The 18,289-nt window shown below is 38.1% G+C and carries 10 protein-coding genes; 8 read left to right on the top strand and 2 right to left on the bottom strand.

Features of this window, described 5'->3' with window-relative positions:
• Positions 1 to 17: 17 nt before the first annotated feature.
• The gene (locus FLEMA_RS0108135; RefSeq protein ID WP_052354023.1) at positions 18 to 3,203 is read right to left on the bottom strand and encodes a SusC/RagA family TonB-linked outer membrane protein; all 3,186 of its coding nucleotides are present in this window, start codon (positions 3,201 to 3,203) and stop codon (positions 18 to 20) included.
• 609 nt (positions 3,204 to 3,812) lie between these two features.
• On the opposite strand from FLEMA_RS0108135, the gene FLEMA_RS0108130 reads away from it, so the two are divergent.
• The 8 genes from FLEMA_RS0108130 (at position 3,813) to FLEMA_RS0108090 (ending at position 17,487) form a co-directional block, all read left to right on the top strand.
• On the top strand, positions 3,813 to 5,831 hold the full coding sequence (locus tag FLEMA_RS0108130; RefSeq protein WP_026995038.1) for an OmpA family protein: 2,019 nt from the start codon (positions 3,813 to 3,815) through the stop codon (positions 5,829 to 5,831).
• A gap of 386 nt (positions 5,832 to 6,217) precedes the next feature.
• Positions 6,218 to 8,218: an OmpA family protein gene (locus FLEMA_RS67945; RefSeq protein ID WP_044171106.1), complete on the top strand. Its 2,001-nt coding sequence runs from the start codon at positions 6,218 to 6,220 to the stop codon at positions 8,216 to 8,218.
• A 466-nt stretch (positions 8,219 to 8,684) separates the two neighbouring features.
• Positions 8,685 to 9,803: an acyltransferase family protein gene (locus FLEMA_RS0108120; protein WP_026995037.1), complete on the top strand. Its 1,119-nt coding sequence runs from the start codon at positions 8,685 to 8,687 to the stop codon at positions 9,801 to 9,803.
• Positions 9,804 to 9,979: 176 nt separating this feature from the next.
• The gene (locus FLEMA_RS0108110) at positions 9,980 to 10,720 is read left to right on the top strand and encodes a glycosyltransferase family 2 protein (RefSeq protein WP_026995035.1); all 741 of its coding nucleotides are present in this window, start codon (positions 9,980 to 9,982) and stop codon (positions 10,718 to 10,720) included.
• 90 nt (positions 10,721 to 10,810) lie between these two features.
• Positions 10,811 to 12,202, top strand: a complete 1,392-nt coding sequence (locus FLEMA_RS0108105; protein WP_026995034.1) for a protoporphyrinogen/coproporphyrinogen oxidase — start codon at positions 10,811 to 10,813, stop codon at positions 12,200 to 12,202.
• 141 nt (positions 12,203 to 12,343) lie between these two features.
• Positions 12,344 to 14,998, top strand: coding sequence for a hypothetical protein (locus tag FLEMA_RS0108100; protein WP_026995033.1), 2,655 nt, complete (start codon positions 12,344 to 12,346; stop codon positions 14,996 to 14,998).
• 51 nt (positions 14,999 to 15,049) lie between these two features.
• Complete coding sequence (locus tag FLEMA_RS0108095; protein WP_026995032.1) at positions 15,050 to 16,456, top strand: MBOAT family O-acyltransferase; 1,407 nt, start codon at positions 15,050 to 15,052, stop codon at positions 16,454 to 16,456.
• Entirely contained in the window at positions 16,456 to 17,487 is a 1,032-nt protein-coding gene (locus FLEMA_RS0108090; RefSeq protein WP_044171104.1) for a hypothetical protein, read from the top strand. Before FLEMA_RS0108095 ends, FLEMA_RS0108090 begins: the two co-directional genes overlap by 1 nt.
• A gap of 147 nt (positions 17,488 to 17,634) precedes the next feature.
• On the opposite strand, the gene FLEMA_RS0108085 is transcribed toward FLEMA_RS0108090, so the two are convergent.
• Positions 17,635 to 18,219, bottom strand: coding sequence for a carboxymuconolactone decarboxylase family protein (locus FLEMA_RS0108085; protein ID WP_026995030.1), 585 nt, complete (start codon positions 18,217 to 18,219; stop codon positions 17,635 to 17,637).
• Positions 18,220 to 18,289: the final 70 nt, after the last annotated feature.

Below are 18,289 nucleotides of genomic sequence, written 5' to 3'. Positions count from 1 at the left end.
GGTAAAATATACCGCTATTAAAAGTCTGCTGACAAACTGAATGTGTACATTCTTGAGGAAGGATAACGTCCATTATCAAAACCAGGAACATTGGCGGCATTGCCTACTTCTGGGTCATAACCTGAATATTTGGTAAAAGTGAACGCATTTTGTACGCCAGCTGTTAGCCGAAGACCATTGATTGGCAAGTATTTTTTAAGAATCGCTTTTGGTAAAGAATAACTCAGTGTAATATTTTTTACACGCAAATATGAGCCATCTTCAATAAACTTGTCGGTAGCACGGCCGTTTCCGTTGGGCGTATTACCTACACGTGGTACTTGTGTGCCAGGGTTGAGCAAGGTAGCCGACTCGTCGTAGCTACTAGGTCGGGCAAAATTAATTACCTCTTTATAGGCTCCTCTAATAAGGTTGGTAAAACCCGAGTTATTCAGTTTCAACTGATTAAAGATTTGATTTCCGTAAGTTCCTTGCATAAAAATAGACAAGTCGAAGTTGCCATACGTAAAGCTGTTATTGATACCAAAAGTGAATTTTGGCCAAGGATTTCCAATAATAGTGCGGTCTTGGTCGTCGATAACCTTGTCGCCATTGACATCCACAAATTTTACATCGCCAACCCAAACGCCATCGCGACTAATAGGTACATTGGCAGGAACAGCACTATTTACTAACTGCTGATAGTTTTGGAAAATACCGTCGTATTTGTATGAATAAAACTGCCAAAGCGGCTGACCAATATCAGAACGAGAAATCACATCGGTAAACCAAGGCTTACGGCTAGCAAAAGCACGTTCAGTATTCAGTTTCAACAATTTATTTCTATCAAATGAAATATTAAAACCACTTTTCCATGTCAATGAATGAGCCGTTTTTCCTTCAATTGGCACGGTATTGATTGAAATACCCAAACCTTTGTTTTCTAAATCTCCAAGGTTTACTACAGGCGAGCTAATAGCACCTGTACCTGTAGTACCTGCATAGGCTGGCAAAGGCAGCTCTGTAATGAGGTTACTTGTTTTTCTTAAATAGGCATCAAATACAATTTGTACCCTGTTTTTCAGTGCGTGCAAATCAAACCCAATATTATATGATTGTGTACTTTCCCATTTCAAATCGGGGTTGGCAAAATTACCCGCCAAAAAACCTTGTCCCGATTGGGTAGGAATCGTATTTAACGCTGCATAAATCGGCTTTCCATAATACTGGTTACCTGTAGTACCCATTTCTACTCTCAATTTTAAATCATCAACAAAGCTTACATTTTTCATAAAAGCCTCGCGCGATACCAGCCATGCTGCCGAAACAGATGGAAAATATCCCCAGCGGTTGTTGGGGCCAAAGTTAGACGAAGCATCGGCACGGAATGTTGCTTGAACAATATATTTATCATCGAAAATATATCCCAAACGAGTAAAATACGATTCTTGAGAGCTAGCATCTCGGCCACTACCACTAATCGACGTTTTGAGGTCGCCAGCCGATAATTCAGGAATATTGTTGCTAGTAAACCCTGTAACTTGTCCAGAAAGCGTTTCATAAAAATTGTACTGCGACTCATGCCCTACGGTTACATTTATATCATGTTTTTGGATTTTTTTGGTATAATTGACCCGTTGGTTGGTACTCCAATAATAGGTATTACTAGCGTATCTTCTCGATGACGTAACAGGGTTAGTAGCCCCCAAAGTAGTATTGTTAGTACCAAACTGATATGAAGGATTGAAAATAGCCCTTGTGTCGTTGCCAAAAGTACCATTAAACTCTACATGAAATACAAAGTCTTTGAGGGGTGTAAAGTCGGCATAAATAGCCCCAAAAGTACTTATACGCTTATACACATTGCTGTTGGTATAAGCTAGGGCTACGGGGTTGGTCACAAAAACATAAGAAGGTGTGGTCGGTGTGATATTTTGTGGCCCACCCCATGATCCATCACCATTGTAAAGTGGTGTAGCGGGCGATTGCTGAATAGCAGTGCTAATGATTTGGTCGTCGCCAATAGATAGATTTTCGGTTGTTCCCGAAATCGACAAATTTGTTCCTACTTTTAAATTATTTCTGAGTTTGTTTTCAAGGTTCAAGCGAAGTGATTTTCTATCGAAACCAGAATTTGGAGCAAGGCCATCTTGATTCATCAGCTCGGCCGAAAGGTAATACGTCGTTTTGTCGTTGCCACCACTAAAAGAAAGCTGTTGTTTTTTCATGGCAGCAGTTTTGAATAAAGCGGTTTGCCAGTTTGTTCCTTCACCAAGAATAGAAGGGTCTGAAAACTCCCCCTGACGGCCATATCCTGCTACATCTGCCCAAGCGTTGCTATATGTAGCGTATTCACGCAAATTCATAACAGGCAGTTGTTTTGGAAGGGTCTGGAAATTATACATTGTAGTGAAATTAATTTTTGCATCACCAGATTTCCCTTTCTTGGTAGTCACAACAATTACCCCATTGGATGCCCTTGAACCATAGATAGATTGTGCCGAAGGGCCCGTTAGTACGTTCATCGACTCAATATCGTCGGGGTTTAGACTTGCCAAGATATTTGATTGCCCATCAGAATCAGTATTATTGGGAGGCATAATCTGAACACCATCAATCACATACATTGGCTGAGTATTTCCATTGATAGACGACACCCCACGAATATACACCGACGAAGCTCCTCCAGGTTTTCCTGAGTTACTGGCTACGTATACGTTGGCGGCTCGTCCTTGAAGGGCTTGGTCGAGGGTGGTATTTACGGTTTTCTTGATTTCAGTTTCACCAATATTTGTCTGTGAGCCTGACAAATAACGTGTTTTTTGTGACCCATACCCTACTACTACTACCTCATCTAATGAAGAAATACTTTCAACTAATGTAATATTGATTTTCATTCGTCCTGCTACCTTCACCTCTTGCGAAGCATAGCCAATCGAACTAATCACCAAAGTGGCGTTACTGCCTGCTTCTATCGCAAATTCGCCTGTAGCACCAGCCGTACTACCTGTTGTAGTACCTTTTACCATAATGCTAGCTCCAGGCACAGGCTGGTTGTCTTGTCCAGACACAACCTTTCCCGTTATTTTTTGCGTTGCTCCTGTAGCTTTCTGTGCAATTATATCGAGGGTTGTAGTCACCGATAATAATACCATAAAACACCATTGAAGTATTTTGATTTTGCCCGCAAATGGTGGGCTACTGTTTTGTAAAGTTGTTTTCATTGCAATGAATTTATTGGAATATTGTTTACGTAATGCTTGATATGAGGTTAAAAACTCACCACAAAAAATTAAATTTTATACCCGAATAGTATAATTAACAATAGCACAAAATTGGTTTTTTTTTGTACTATATAATTCAGGGCTTTCCCCTGATTTAAAAATCAAGGGTTTACCCTGAGTTTTGATATTAGTAGAAAAACACGTTTTAGTTATCAGCAATAAGGATAAACAGGCATTATGCAGGCTCTGCCAAGGGTATATTAGGCAAAGCCTTTGGCACTACTTAGTAAAATAGCTGAGTGATTGAGGCATAGACCTTGTTTGTGTTCGTGCTATATTGAAAGGCAATTGAAGAGTAGCTTTAGGAAATACGATACAGTCTTTGTAATCGTTAAGGTAGTAGCCAAATCCAATAGGCGTATTTTAATTAACGAATAAAATGATTCATTTTCAACACTAACTGAAAGAGAATTGAGGTAAAATAGGCAAAATAACACATTTTTACCTTAACTTTACCAACAAAATAACACATTGCTTTATCCGTGTTCGTACAAACATCTGTGATGTTTTAATCATATATTAGACCTTCTTTAGACTTCATCATCGCTTATGAAACAAGTCTGCCTCACGATACTATTTTGCGTTATAGCCCTTACTGGATGGGCTCAAAAAACCTATTGGGCATCCAAAGTTGTAGCTTTTTCGAGTGAATATTATGATACCAAAACTACCAAAGAAAATCGAGCGATTCAGGTTTTGGGCAAACCCAACAAGCTACCTCAGATTGGTTACAGTGCTTGTGCTTGGCAACCTCTCACCCAAAATAACACCCTCAACGAAGAATACATTTTGGTACAATTCGATACCATTATGCCTATTCGTCAAATTGCCATCGCCGAAAACTATGGTCAGGGCTGTATTACACATATCGATGCTTTTGATGAATACGACAATATCAGGCCTATTTGGATAAACCAAAGTGCCCCAAGCAATGAAATAGGCAAGATGCTTAATTTGATTCTAAACCAACCTACTAATTTTAAGGTAAAGGGTATTCGGATAAGCCTCAATACCTCCCGAGTGAAAGGCTGGAATCAAATTGATGCCATTGGTATTTCGCAGTCAGAACAGCCGATTATGGCTACAATCAACCTCGCAACCAACCTTCCCAACCAAATTGTGAAGGAAAATTTGGGAAAAGGTGTTAATTCAGAATTTAGAGAAATTGCTCCCGTGATTTCGCCCGACGGTAAAACCCTGTATTATACCCGCTGGAAACACCCAGATAATATTGGCATTGATAAAAATCAGGATATTTGGTATTCTGAACTACAAAACGATAAAACTTGGGGGCCCGCCAAACAATTCCCTGAACCTATCAACAACGCCGAACACAATGCCGTTTGTGCTATTTCGCCCGATGGTAAAACATTGTTGCTCAATAATGTATATCTAAAAAATGGCAAAATGACCAAAGGGGTTTCTATCTCTCAAAAAACTGCCACTGGCTGGTCGTTTCCTACTCAATTAAATATCAAGAACTTTGTCAATAAATCAGATTATGCCGAATATTCGTTTTCGCCCAATGGACGAGTGCTCGTTCTAACAGCATACCTCAATGATACCGAAGGTGGCAAAGATATTTATGTTTCGTTTTTGGAGGATGCCAACAATTGGTCTGAACCCATCAATATAGGCAAGCAGGTAAATACCGCCGAAGATGAAAGCACTCCTTTTATTGCAGCAGATTCAAAAACGCTGTATTTCTCGACCAAAGGAATTGCAGGTTACGGCAACAACGACCTATTTGTAACTCGCCGCCTTGACGATACTTGGCAGCGTTGGTCTGAACCCGAAAACCTTGGCCCTATGATTAACACGCCCGAATGGGATGGCTATTTTTCAATTTCGGCCATTGGAGATTTTGGCTATTTTTCTTCTCAAGAAAAATCTTTGGGTGAAGAAGATATTTTCAAGCTCAAAATACCCGAATCTATCAAGCCAGAAGCGGTTATTCAACTTACGGGAGGCGTGTATAACCTTACCGACAAAAAACCCGTTGGGGCTCGTATCAAAGTACAATCTACGGCCGATGGCGACACCGTATGCGTTACCTTTGACCCCATTACGGGCGATTATAAACTGATGCTTCCTTCCAAGAAAAAATATACCATTTCGGCTACTCAAAAAGGATACCTTCCTATGAGCGAAACCCTCGATTTTTTGGAAGAAAAAAGCTACAAAGAATTGAAAAAAAACTTGTATTTGTTGCCTATTCAGGCAGGGCAAAAAATGGTTCTTAATAGCGTGTTTTTTGAACAAAGTAAATACGACCTCCTACCTGCATCTTATTCCGAACTCAATCATATTGTGGAAACCATGAAAGACAACCCCAATATGGAAGTAATGCTAGAAGGCCATACCGATAATCAGGGCGACTGGAATGCCAATTTGCAACTGTCAAAACAGAGAGTCAACGAAGTGCGTAAATACTTGGTATCCAATGGCATTGCCGAAAAACGTATTCAAATACAAGGCTATGGTTCTACTCGTCCAGTGGCTAGTAATAATTCTGAAGAAAAACGGAAGCTCAACCGTAGGGTAGAATTTATTATCATCAAAAACTAAATCATCACACCTACTTTTATAGCAAAAGCCATCGTTGTATTTTCTGGTATTATTTTTGTAAAGTAATGATTAGCTAATTTACAGCCGTTTGTTGGGCCAAAGAATCTCAACTACTAGGGGTATTTCGTTTTTTAGACTATACTCCCAATAGTTTAGTCAATCAAAAATCTCTATGATTCTAAAGCCATTTTAGCTTAGAAATACGGCTTCAACAGCTTTTATTCATGCTATTTATCCAAAGGGGCTTTTGAAAATATACTTTTTGCTTGTAGCAAGCAAAAAACCAATAGCTTCTTTACCTCAATAATTTATTAGTTTTTCCTATTTATCAAAAAACTCATTGGTTGATTCGCTGTTAGCCTACAGTCAATTACCCAACGCTAAATATGATTCATACGTATTTTATTAATCGTCTTGCTTTAGTAGTTTTAATACTAATTAGTACACCTGTGTTTTCTCAAAATACCCATTGGACAACACAAATTATAGAATTTTCTTCCAACAAAATTCTACCTCCTTCTGCTATTGTATCTCAGCCTACCCAAGCACAAGGTATACCTCCAATTCCAGCCAATAATAATGCCTTACAAGAAGAATATCTTGTGATGATGTTCGACACAATTATGCCTATTCGTCAAGTAGCTATTCTCGAAAATCAGCCACAAGGCTCTATCAAAAAAGTCATAGCTATTGATTATCAAAAACAAGAGCATGTACTATTTGAAGTTTCGCCCGACGAGTCTATTATTCCGGGAAAAGGCAAACTTTTTAATATTATTTTGCCCAAACTTACGCCTTACAATGTGCAGTCTATCAAACTGTTCCTCAATGCCGAAAAAATTTCAAATACATACCCAATCGAAGCCATCGGAATTTCTAATAGCCCCCAAATTATCCAAAGCTATATCAGAGTAGCCGCCGACGCACCACAAAAAGTCATTCGGGAAAATCTAGGAAAAACCATCAACTCCAAGCACCAAGAGTTTGCTCCTGTTATATCAAGCGACGGTAACACGCTCTATTACACACGCAATTATATAAGCATGTTTGGCAAGGAAAAAGACCAAGATATTTGGTACAGTACCAAAGACACCGACGGCAACTGGAACAAAGCCAAAAGTTTGGGGATTCCGCTCAACACCGATGATAACAATGCCGTTTTTGCCTTATCGTCCGACGGGCGAGAAATTCTTTTAATGAACCGCTACCTTCAAAATGGCAAACTAGCTCCAGGGATTTCTCGCTCTCGCAAAACAGGCTCTAACTGGTCATTCCCTGAAGAAGTAAAAATTGAAAACTTCTATAACTACAGCCCCAATGCTGAGTTTTCTATTTCTGCCGACGGTAATGTAATGGTCATGTCTATTCAGCGTATGCAAACCGTTGGAAAAAGAGATTTGTATGTTTCTTTCAAAAAAAGTACTAACGAATGGACAGAACCTAAACACATGGGTAATACCATCAATACTCATGAACACGATGTTACGCCTTTTCTGGCAGCCGACGGCAAAACCCTGTATTTTTCGACGAGAGGTTTTCCCGGTTTTGGCGATAATGATATTTTCAAAACTACTCGTTTAGATAATACATGGCTCAAATGGACTACCCCCGAAAACCTTGGCCCAGCTATTAATACACCCTTTTGGGACGGTTATTTTACGCTACCAGCCTCTAGCGACTATGCCTATATGTGCTCGTACAATACCTCGTCGCAGAAAGAAGATATTTTTCGGTTATTACTTCCTCAGTCAGTACAACCCGACCCTGTATTTGTGATAACAGGCGAAGTCCTTAGTACTACCGACCAAAAGGCCGTTGAATGTGATATTGAAATGATAACCGACAACAATTACAAAAAACGAGAAAGCTCTCATTTTGACCCTACAGCTGGGCTTTTTAAGTTTATTTTACCTCTCAAACAACAATACGAATTTGTACCTGTCAAAAAAGGGTATTTGGCCATTACCGACTATATTGACCTAAGCAAAGAATCGACCTTTAAGGAAATTAAAAAGAATTTTTACCTACTTCCGCTTGAGGTAGGCAACAAGGGCATACTCAACAGCCTTACTTTTGAGCGTAGCTTGTCGGATTTGCAAGAAGCAGCATACAAAGATTTGGACAGAATTGCCCAAGCGATGCAAGAAATACCCAGTTTAGAAATCCTTTTTGAAGGACATACCGACAACCAAGGCGATTTTCAGCTCAATCTACAGCTTTCGGAAACAAGGGTTAAGAATGCCAAAAACTACCTTGTTGGCAAAGGAATTGCCCCCGAAAGAATCCAAACTAAAGGTTGGGGACAAACCCGCCCTATTGCTAGTAATGCCACCGAAGAAAGACGCAAACTCAACCGCAGAGTAGAGTTTACCGTAATAAAACGCTAAATTATTAAACGGTTGTAAGCTACAACACCTACCTTTTTTACCTACAAACAATTGACAATCAGCAATATAACACTAAGGCAATGTTTTACTATCTCTACAGGCTTATGTAATCAAGTTTGCCTAAGGTAAAAAAACACCCTATTTTTGTGCTTTAGCAAACATATCTTGTGTTGGCTTTCTCAAAAGAATAAGATTTTGCTGAAATTTTGAAAGATACCCAAACCTGTGTACCAAACAAAATAGCCTTTAGCCCTATTAAAAGCCCTATTTTCCTTGGTTGAGCAATTGAGTAACCATACAAGCTGATAAATAATTTATTGAGTGACCATACTAGACTTTTATCGTTTTTATTATCACGTACTTTAGCCTATAAGCCAAAAACGCACAAACTCAATTACCAATAAAGCTTGCTCAATTACCTAGATAGCCATTACCCATAAACTGAATTATAGTAAAAACCTTAGAAATGACGAAAGAAAAAGCAGAACATAATTATTTTTCACAATTAGATGGTATCAGAACAATAGCAGTGGGGTTGGTTTTGGTAGACCACTGGCTTTCAGAGCGAAATGTTTTACCGCTCGGAGCTTTGGGCGTAACGATGTTTTTTGTATTAAGTGGCTTTTTAATTATCAGAATATTGATACTTGGCAAAATCAAAGATGAAAAAATAGGAAGAAGCCACTGGTTTACTATCAAGCAATTTATTGTTAGAAGAAGCCTGCGTATATTTCCTGTTTACTTCCTTACCATTTTTGCGTGTTATTATTTCAACGTTCCGATGGTACGAGAAACCATAGCGTGGACGGTTTTGTATGCTACCAACCTCTATATTGCCTTTCACAAACATTGGTTGGGCGTATTGGACCATTTGTGGTCATTGGCGGTTGAAGAACAGTTCTATCTTATCTTCCCTTATCTTATTTTATTTTTACCCAAAAAGTATTTTCTGAAGCTATTTTCACTAATGATTTTAGTTTCATTGGCTTTAAGGCTGTATTTGTGGTTTAGAGGTACCGATTGGGTTGTGCAATATGTATTTATGCCAACTTGCCTAGATGCCTTTGGACTAGGAGGTTTTTTGGCCTATATTTATACCTTCAAAAAAGATACTATTTATGAGCAGCTCAACAAAAACCTGTATTTAATCATCAGTTTACTATTGTATATAGGGGTAGTAATTTATACGAAAGTAGCTTTTGAAGCGATTCATAATTTTGGCAATCTTGTATTAGAAAGGTTTTTGGGTTCATTATTTAGCTTTTTCCTAATACTTCGAGCCATATCAGGCTTTAAGGGAGCTATGCGTTGGCTCTTAGAAAATCCCGTTTCGGTATATTTAGGACGTATTAGTTATGGGATATACTTGTACCACAACTTTGTTTACAATTATTATCATACCCAATACCCAAGCCACCCAACCATGCGAATCTTGCACAAGCTCCAACAATTTGTGCCTAGTATTACCCACCATTTCGCCTTTGAATTATGGCTTTACCTATGTATTACTGTTGTAGTGGCTACTTTGTCGTGGTATCTTATCGAAAAGCCTGTCAACGATTTGAAAAAACATTTTAACTATTAATTCTTGTGCTAACCCACAGAATAGTAAAGTGATTAGATGAAATCAAAAGACCGTTTGATAAAAACAAAGTTAAGATTTCTTCATTTTTAATAATTGCATTACAAAAATCAGACTTTATTAGGTATTTTTGCAATGCAAATGATTGCACAAAACTGTTCTGACAAACAAATTCTTTAATGAGTATTAAATTAGCCATCGTCATGCCTGCTTACAACGAAGAAGAGTGCATGGCAGACGTAGTAAAAATCTGGAGTGACCTTTTAGATACAGAATTCGCAGGAGAAAATACCCGATTAATCGTGGTAAACGATGGTTCTAAAGATAAAACTGGTAAAATCCTAGACCAAATCCAACCTCAATACCCTAAACTTGTTGTAGTGCATCAACCCAACGGAGGACATGGCAATGCTGTTGTTCATGCTTATCGTAAAGCCGTTGAATTAGGAGCTGAATATGTGTTCCAAACCGACTCTGATGACCAGTTTATCCCAGAAGATGTAAAAAAACTATGGGAGAAAAGAACCCAATCAGACTTTATTTTGGGCTACCGTCAGGTTCGTCACGATGCAATTTTCAGGCTATTTATTACAAGAATTTTACGTTGGAGTATGTTTTTTGTGTATGGTACTTTTATCATGGACTCTAATATTCCATTCCGTTTGATTAAAGGTTCTTTCTTGAAAAAACTCTTGGCTCAACTTCCAAATCCTGTACCTTTTGCTCCTAACATTTTTATCGCTATTATGGCCAAAAAATCAGGACAAGAACTATTCAATATCCCGATTGTTCATAAAGAAAGAGCAACTGGCGAAGTTTCTATCCAAAAAATGAAACTGTTGAAGGTATGCTGGCAAAGCTTTAAGGAGTTGCTCAACTTCCGCTTGGAGCTTAATACCAAAATTAAAAATTTGAAATAGGTAGATATTTGAAGTACTGTACTTGCATATAAAACAAACTACCTCAACATAGATAAAACGCCTTTCTGGCAGACAAATAATTTTTTCTTTATGAAATATAAATATGTCATTATTGGCTCTGGGCCAACGGGTCTTGGAGCGGCCTATCGTTTAAAAGAACTTGGAATTACTGACTTCATTATTCTTGAAAAAGAAAACTATATTGGTGGTTTGGCAACAAGTTTTGTAGATGATAAAGGCTTTACTTGGGACATCGGTGGCCACGTTCAGTTCTCACACTACAAGTATTTTGATGACCTTATGATGAAAGCTCTTGGTGAAGATGGATGGCTGACTCACCAACGAGAATCTTGGGTTTGGATTGAAGACCGTTTTGTACCGTATCCTTTCCAAAACAATATCAAATACCTCAGTAAAGAAACTATGTGGAAATGCTTGGAGGGTTTGATTAAATTGTACAAAAACCCTGCTACTAAAAAGCCTGCCAACTTCCACGAGTGGATTCTTTCTACTTTTGGCGAAGGCTTGGCTGAGGTATTTATGTTGCCTTATAATTTTAAGGTATGGGCTTTCCATCCTGCTCAAATGAATGCAAGCTGGGTAGGCGAACGTGTTGCTGTAACCGATTTGCAAAGAGTAACTCAAAATATTTTGTTCGATAGAGACGACCTATCTTGGGGGCCAAACAATACGTTCCAGTTTCCTAAACATGGCGGTACTGGTGCTATTTGGAAAGCCGTTGGTGACTTGGTAGGCGAAGAAAACGTTTTGTTCAACGCTTCTGTCGAGCAAGTAATTGCAGCCAACAAAAAAATCATCTTGGCCGATGGTCGTGAAATCGAATATGATTATTTGATGAATACCATGCCATTAGACATTTTCTCGACTAAAGTTGAAGGGTTAGACACAAAATATTCAACCATCGCTCAGGGCTTAAAACACTCATCTACCAATGTAATCGGTATTGGTTTGAAAGGTAAACCTAATCCTGAATTAGCAACAAAATGTTGGATGTATTTCCCCGAAAAGAATAGTCCATACTACAGAATTACGGTATTCTCTAATTATAGCCCATTCAACGTACCTGATATCAACACCCAGTGGTCGTTGATGGCAGAGGTTAGTGAATCAGAATGTAAGCCTGTAGACCGAGCTTCTTTAATCAAAGACACCGTTAGGGCTATGATTGAAGATAAGCTTATAGAGTCGGAAGATGATATTGTGTCTGAGTTTTTGTTTTCTACTAATTATGGCTATCCAACGCCATCAGTAGAGAGAGACGGTATTCTGAAAGAAGTACTTCCTCAATTAGAAAAATTTGATATTTATTCTCGTGGCCGCTTTGGAGCTTGGAAATACGAAGTATCTAACCAAGACCACTCGTTGATGCAAGGTGTAGAATGGGCTAACAGAGTAGTATTAGGTGTTCCAGAGTTGACGCTTTTCTTCCCAGATACGGCTAATGCCATGTGGGGAAAATAATATATTAACTTCGTTTGTATACAACGGGAATAGTTTGACGAGAAAACTCCGAAGCTATTCCCGTTCAATATTTGTAAGCAGAGGCTTAATGTTTATCTTTGGCAACATATTTGGCACTACTGCTTCATAAATTATCTCAGTATGAAAAAAAAATGGCTCATCCTACTTGTCTGTCTGTTAGGAGTTGGGGGAATATTCTATTACAAGAAAATCACCTCAGCCAGTAGTGTCATTACTGATTTTATTCCCGATAATACCCTATTACTTCTTGAAACAACCCAGTGGCTCAATACCAACAAAGCCCCGCTTATTCAGCAAGTGCCTGTTGCCAATGTACTACCCAAACAATTGGCTTTTTTTAAAGAAATAGGCTTTTCTTCAACCGAAATTCATCAGTTTCTTAACAAAAAATTGCTCTATTTTGCTTTTATTCCTCAGTCAAAAGACCACATATCGTTGGTTAATTATATTCCATTGGTTACTGAAGATGAACTCTTTTTAGATAAATTACTCAACCTTGGTAAAAATACCGAGGGTATTCGTTCTATTACTCATACCACTGAAGGACAAAAAATCCATGAGATTTTTACGCAGTCGGCCAAGCCATTACTTGCTTATATCATTAAAGATAACTTCCTTATATACAGTCAATCAAGCCTAACTTTAGAAGAAATCCTTCTTCACAAAAAACATAGTTGGGCCAACAATTTATTACTAAAAGATTATAGCAATTTTACCGATTCGACGGTATTGGTAAGTCATATCAATGCCAATGCTATCGAAAAATTTGGGACTCAAATCTGTGAAAAAAAGCATACTACAGCTCCATTTCTTAGCAAAATTATCAATACGTCATTGTCATGGCATATTGCCGAATTTAAGGCTAAGAAAATCACCGCTTATTCGGTAAGTGGTAATCAAGAGTTATTTGGCGAACAACCCTCAAAAGCCTTCTCGGCGGGCAATATGATTCCTATTAATTGCTCGATGTTGTTGTCTTTTCCTGTTGAAGATGTAACCAGCCTCAACGATGCCTGTGCCAAACAAATCCAACATGATGCTTTTTTGAGTAAGCTAAAAGATAAAGCAAAAGACGAATTTGATATTGATTTTAAAAGTGTTTCAAAAAAAATCAACAACGAGGTAAGCCTATTGAATATCGAAACGGGTGATATTGCAAAAAATAATAAGATAGTATTAATCAAAAACAAAGATCTTGTCCAAGATTTCAGAGCGATTGCGTTGCAGGTAGCTCAAAAAAAAGAGCAAAAGCCGTTCAATATGCAATTTGGTAGCTTTGGCCTTATTGCTTTAGGAGTGAAGGAGTTTCCAGCTCTTGTTTTGGGGCCTATTTTTTATGGTTTCAACGACTGTATTTTTACAGAATATAAAGACTATATTGTACTTGGTAGCAACCTTGCCACCTTGCAAGACTACCTCCTGAGTATCAGCAAAAACGAAGTTTGGGCAAGCAGTAGTCGGCAACAACAGCTACTAAAAAACTGCCAACCCGCCAACCTAACGCTTGTGATTGACCATGCCAAAGCCATTCCTATGCTAGGCGGAATTCTCAATACTCATTGGTTAGCACAAGCCAAAACCTTCCAAGAAAATCTAGGAGCATTTGATTACATATTATTCCAGAGCAACGAAGAAAAAGGAATATTAACGCTACTACAAAATCATCTTGGAGCGGCCTTGGGGCTTAGCAAATACAGTAATGTTTTGGTAAAACTCAATAGTATTGCCCAAGGTATTGTATTCAAACCCTTTTTCTTGACAAACCCACAAACTAAAAAACAGGAAATTTTAGTGCAAAACACTGATAATCAACTGTATTTATTAGTAAATGGCAAAAAGGTGTGGCATTATGCCTTAGCAGGAAAAATGGTAGATGAACCCAAATTTATGAAAGTGCGAGGTGATAAACTTCAACGTTTGTTCATTGTAACCACCCAAAAAGCCTATATTCTTACTCGAACAGACGATGGCTTTGATGTACTAACAAGCCCAAATGTAAAAGGACTCAATGCAAAAGGATTGGCAATTTTTGAAACAAATGGTAGCAACGAACTAACCATGCTTAATGCCAATGGCTATCAGTTTACTTTCGATAAACTAACCCTCAACCTGATTTTTTCACAGAAAATAGCCCCAATCAATAACGTATTTTGTCCTTTACCTACCCTAATGGTCAAAGGTAACTTGTTTGTGGTATGTCTTGATGAAAATGGTAAACTTTCGCTTATCAATACCAATGGCAGCATAGCATCTGGTTTTCCTATACAAACCAACATTCAGCCTTTGTCTAGCCCTGTGTTAGACATCAATGACGGCAATGCCAATATCTTGCTGATGGGGCAAAAAGGGGAATTATTGAAAATTGATTTTTCGGGAAAAATACTTCAAAAAAACCAGTTTTTTAGACCTGATAACGAATATAAATTTGCCATTTGTGCCTCCGAAAAGCCCAACGACTGGGTTGTTGTGCGTAGCAACAACAAAACTGTTACAGTTTTAGATAAAAATGATAAAGAGATTTTTACCTTGAAAAACCTTACTTTTGGCAGAAAATACCTCAAGTATTACAACCTTGGTGCTGGCAAAAAGTTCTTTGCATTGTTTAACGGATGGACAAGCTATACTCTTTATGATGAAAAAGGCGAATTGGTGTCTGACAAACCTATTTTGTCGCAATCGGCCCCATCAATAACCTACGCTGAATCATATAACAAACTCATTATTACGACTCATACAGGCACGAGTATCGACACTTGGTCTGTTAAACTCAAATAAAAACTTGATTTCATTGGTAATTTTCTGTCATTGAAATGCCTTTTTAATATTATGTTATTCAATACGATACATTTTCTTTTATTCTTTATTATTGTTACACTAGGCTATTTTAGCTTGGGCTGGTCTGGTAGATGGCGACTCCTGCTTTTGTCGAGCTGTTATTTCTACATGATTTTTCAGCCTATCTATATTCTTATCCTATTTTCAACAATTGTTATCGACTACTTTGCAGGTATTTGGCTTGAAAATGAGCAGAATATTCATAAGCGCAAGTTATTATTGGTCATAAGCCTTATTTCAAATATCGGTATTTTGGCTTTTTTCAAATATTATAACTTCCTCAACGACAACCTGAGTGCTATTCTTGGGCTTGTCGACCTCAAAAATCCTATTCGAGCCTTAGATATTTTGTTACCCGTTGGACTTTCGTTTCATACCTTTCAGGCCATGAGCTATACCATTGAGGTATATCGTGGCAACGAAAAAGCAGAACGACATTTTGGTATCTATGCGCTTTATGTGATGTTTTACCCGCAGCTTGTAGCAGGGCCAATCGAACGCCCTCAGAATGTCTTGCACCAATTCCATCAGTTTCACCGATTTGATTGGGAAAAGGTAAAAAGTGGCTTGTTTTTAATGGCTTGGGGGTTATTCAAAAAAGTAGTAATAGCCGACCGCCTTGCCATCTTAGTAGACTATTGCTATAATAGCCCCGCCGAACGCAACGGGCTTTCGTTGTTGTTGGCAACATTCTTTTATACTTTCCAGATTTATTGCGACTTTTCGGGTTATTCCGAAATGGCTTTGGGGTCGGCACGGGTCATGGGGTTTGAGCTAATGGAAAACTTCAGAAGTCCCTATTTTTCAAAATCTATTTCCGAATTTTGGCGACGCTGGCATATTTCCCTTTCAACGTGGTTTAGAGATTATCTGTATATTTCATTGGGAGGCAACAGAGTAGCCGAATGGCGTAAGTATTTCAATCAGTTTACGGTTTTTATGGTTAGTGGTTTGTGGCATGGGGCCAAATGGACTTTTGTTATTTGGGGATGCCTACACGGCTGTTATTTGATTATAGCCATGCTTCGCAATAAATATTTCCCTCAGTGGCGTTTGCCCGACAATAACCTTGGCAAAGGCCTCAACCTTATTAGTACTTTTATATTAGTTATGCTAGCATGGGTATTTTTTAGGGCTCAAAATACACACGATGCCTTTTTGATTCTTCAAAAAATTAGCTATTTCTCACTTTCAGACACCCTACAAAGTCCTCTCAATGGCACAGAATTACTGTTTTCGGTAGTGCTTATTGCGTTGTTGTTAATAAAAGATTTGAAGTTCTTTTATGTAAATACTCGTAGTACTCTCAAATTTGTATGTTTAATGAGTATTTTGGCCTTCTTCATTTACTTTTTAGGGGTTTTCAATACCAATCAATTTATCTATTTTCAGTTCTAATGATTACTCGTATTCTCAAATATATCGCCCTTGTCCTATCCATATTTTTATGGTTAGAAGCCTATTCTCCGATTGTATACCGAGAAGTAACAAAAGCTGGCATTGTACCCGACGATTATCGTCATGGCGACTTGTACCGCTTGTCGTATTTGTCGGCGTTCAAAGAAAACCGCCAACCTTGTGCCACTGCCCTACCCGATTCTAGTCGCAAAAAACCCATACATTTGTATATCATTGGTGATAGCTTTACCGAACCAGAGCGTGTAAAAGCACACGATTTGAAAGCCGAAAAATACACTTATGTTCATTGGACTCGCACAGAGCAAATACAGCTAGATACCACCAAAACCAATATTTTGGTAGTAGAAACGGTAGAAAGAACCCTAAAGGATCATTTTGCCAAACCAGCCAGTAATCTTATTCTTGACTCCCAAAATAAGCAGGCAAGTTCATTTTCTCATCCTTCTTGGAAACGACTTATTTATCACAAAACAGAAGAAATATTGGCTTTTGTTTTTCCCAAAATGACCGAAGAAAGGCTAGAACATACCTTATTCAACTATGATTTTTTCCTTTGGTTTAGAGAATTAAAGGCTGATTTTAACCTCTGCTATTTTGATAGAACCGAGCCTAAAGTGGTAATATCACAAAACAAAAAAGCCCTTTTTTATTTTGAAGAAGCCGATGCTAGTAAAATAACTTCAGCATTTTACCCAGTGACAAACCAAGAAATAGACACGTTTGTGGCATCAATTAATCAAACTGAAGAAAATTATAAAAACTTAGGCTTCGATGCCGTTTATGTGTCGCTTATTCCCAACAAAGTAAGTATTTTAGACCCTACGCTGGGTCGATACAACCACCTAATAGAGCGTATTCAAACACATTCGGCCTTAAAAACTCCATTTATCGATACCTACAATGTTTTTAAGAAAAACCCCGAGGCTTATTATCTCAAAAGCGATACTCACTGGAACTGTACAGGTCAAACATTTTGGCTCGATCAAGTAAACCAACATATTTTGCAGTAAAACAAAAAAGCTCCCAATTTATTGAGAGCTTTTGTTTTATACCAGCCGTAACAGGTATAATGAATAGAGAGCTGATCAACAAAAGTTTATTGAAACACTCACTTATGGTGGCAAAGTATTTACGAAAAAAGTGGTCGAGATAGCCTATTATAAAAGTACAATAAAGCTTTTTAGGACAGCACCCAAACGAACCGCCTCAAATATACGTTGTTCGCTAGCACCATGGCTTTTTACAGATGCTTCGTGCGAAGTAACACACATTTCGCAACCATTGATAGCCGAAATCACTAAACTTAATAACTCAAAAAATTCTTTTCCAAGTACTGGATTCATCATAATAGACATTCTGATTCCAGCAGGAATATTGTTATAAGAATCCTTGTTCATGAAGTGGCGAAAACGATAAAAAACGTTGTTGGCGTTCATCAGTGATACACAACTAGCCACCTCCAATAATTCTTTTTCTTCAACACCTCTAGCTTTGGCCAAGTCTTCCAAAGCAGCTATTAGGGCAGTTGATTTTTCGTTGATAGCAACACCCAAAGCCAACAAAACAGCGTCTTTTTCTGTCAAAGTCTGTGCTTTAAGGGCATTAGCAACATTTATTTTTAAATCTTTGATATAACGGTGGTCAACAGCGTTAAGTCTATCCAAAAACAAAGATTGTAAGTCGGTAGGAAGATTTACTTCAGCCAACAAATTCTTTTTGGTTTCACTGGTAGTTCCAAACATGATAATGAAAGGGAAAAATGATTAGGTGAAAAAAAGTAGGGATATTGCAAAAACACTAGGCTTGGCATTG

This window comes from Flectobacillus major DSM 103, assembly GCF_000427405.1.
GTDB lineage: Bacteria > Bacteroidota > Bacteroidia > Cytophagales > Spirosomataceae > Flectobacillus > Flectobacillus major.
Note: the sequence above shows the minus strand (reverse complement) of the source record. Positions and strands in the feature narration are given on the sequence as shown.

What these genes read in the sequence shown, in the direction of transcription:
- FLEMA_RS0108090 (WP_044171104.1), top strand. Translation starts at nt 16,456, where the DNA reads ATGATTACTCGTATTCTCAAATATATCGCCCTTGTCCTATCCATATTT.
- FLEMA_RS67945 (WP_044171106.1), top strand. Translation starts at nt 6,218, where the DNA reads ATGATTCATACGTATTTTATTAATCGTCTTGCTTTAGTAGTTTTAATA.
- FLEMA_RS0108085 (WP_026995030.1), bottom strand. Translation starts at nt 18,219, where the DNA reads ATGTTTGGAACTACCAGTGAAACCAAAAAGAATTTGTTGGCTGAAGTA.
- FLEMA_RS0108110 (WP_026995035.1), top strand. Translation starts at nt 9,980, where the DNA reads ATGAGTATTAAATTAGCCATCGTCATGCCTGCTTACAACGAAGAAGAG.
- FLEMA_RS0108135 (WP_052354023.1), bottom strand. Translation starts at nt 3,203, where the DNA reads ATGAAAACAACTTTACAAAACAGTAGCCCACCATTTGCGGGCAAAATC.
- FLEMA_RS0108105 (WP_026995034.1), top strand. Translation starts at nt 10,811, where the DNA reads ATGAAATATAAATATGTCATTATTGGCTCTGGGCCAACGGGTCTTGGA.
- FLEMA_RS0108095 (WP_026995032.1), top strand. Translation starts at nt 15,050, where the DNA reads ATGTTATTCAATACGATACATTTTCTTTTATTCTTTATTATTGTTACA.
- FLEMA_RS0108100 (WP_026995033.1), top strand. Translation starts at nt 12,344, where the DNA reads ATGAAAAAAAAATGGCTCATCCTACTTGTCTGTCTGTTAGGAGTTGGG.
- FLEMA_RS0108120 (WP_026995037.1), top strand. Translation starts at nt 8,685, where the DNA reads ATGACGAAAGAAAAAGCAGAACATAATTATTTTTCACAATTAGATGGT.
- FLEMA_RS0108130 (WP_026995038.1), top strand. Translation starts at nt 3,813, where the DNA reads ATGAAACAAGTCTGCCTCACGATACTATTTTGCGTTATAGCCCTTACT.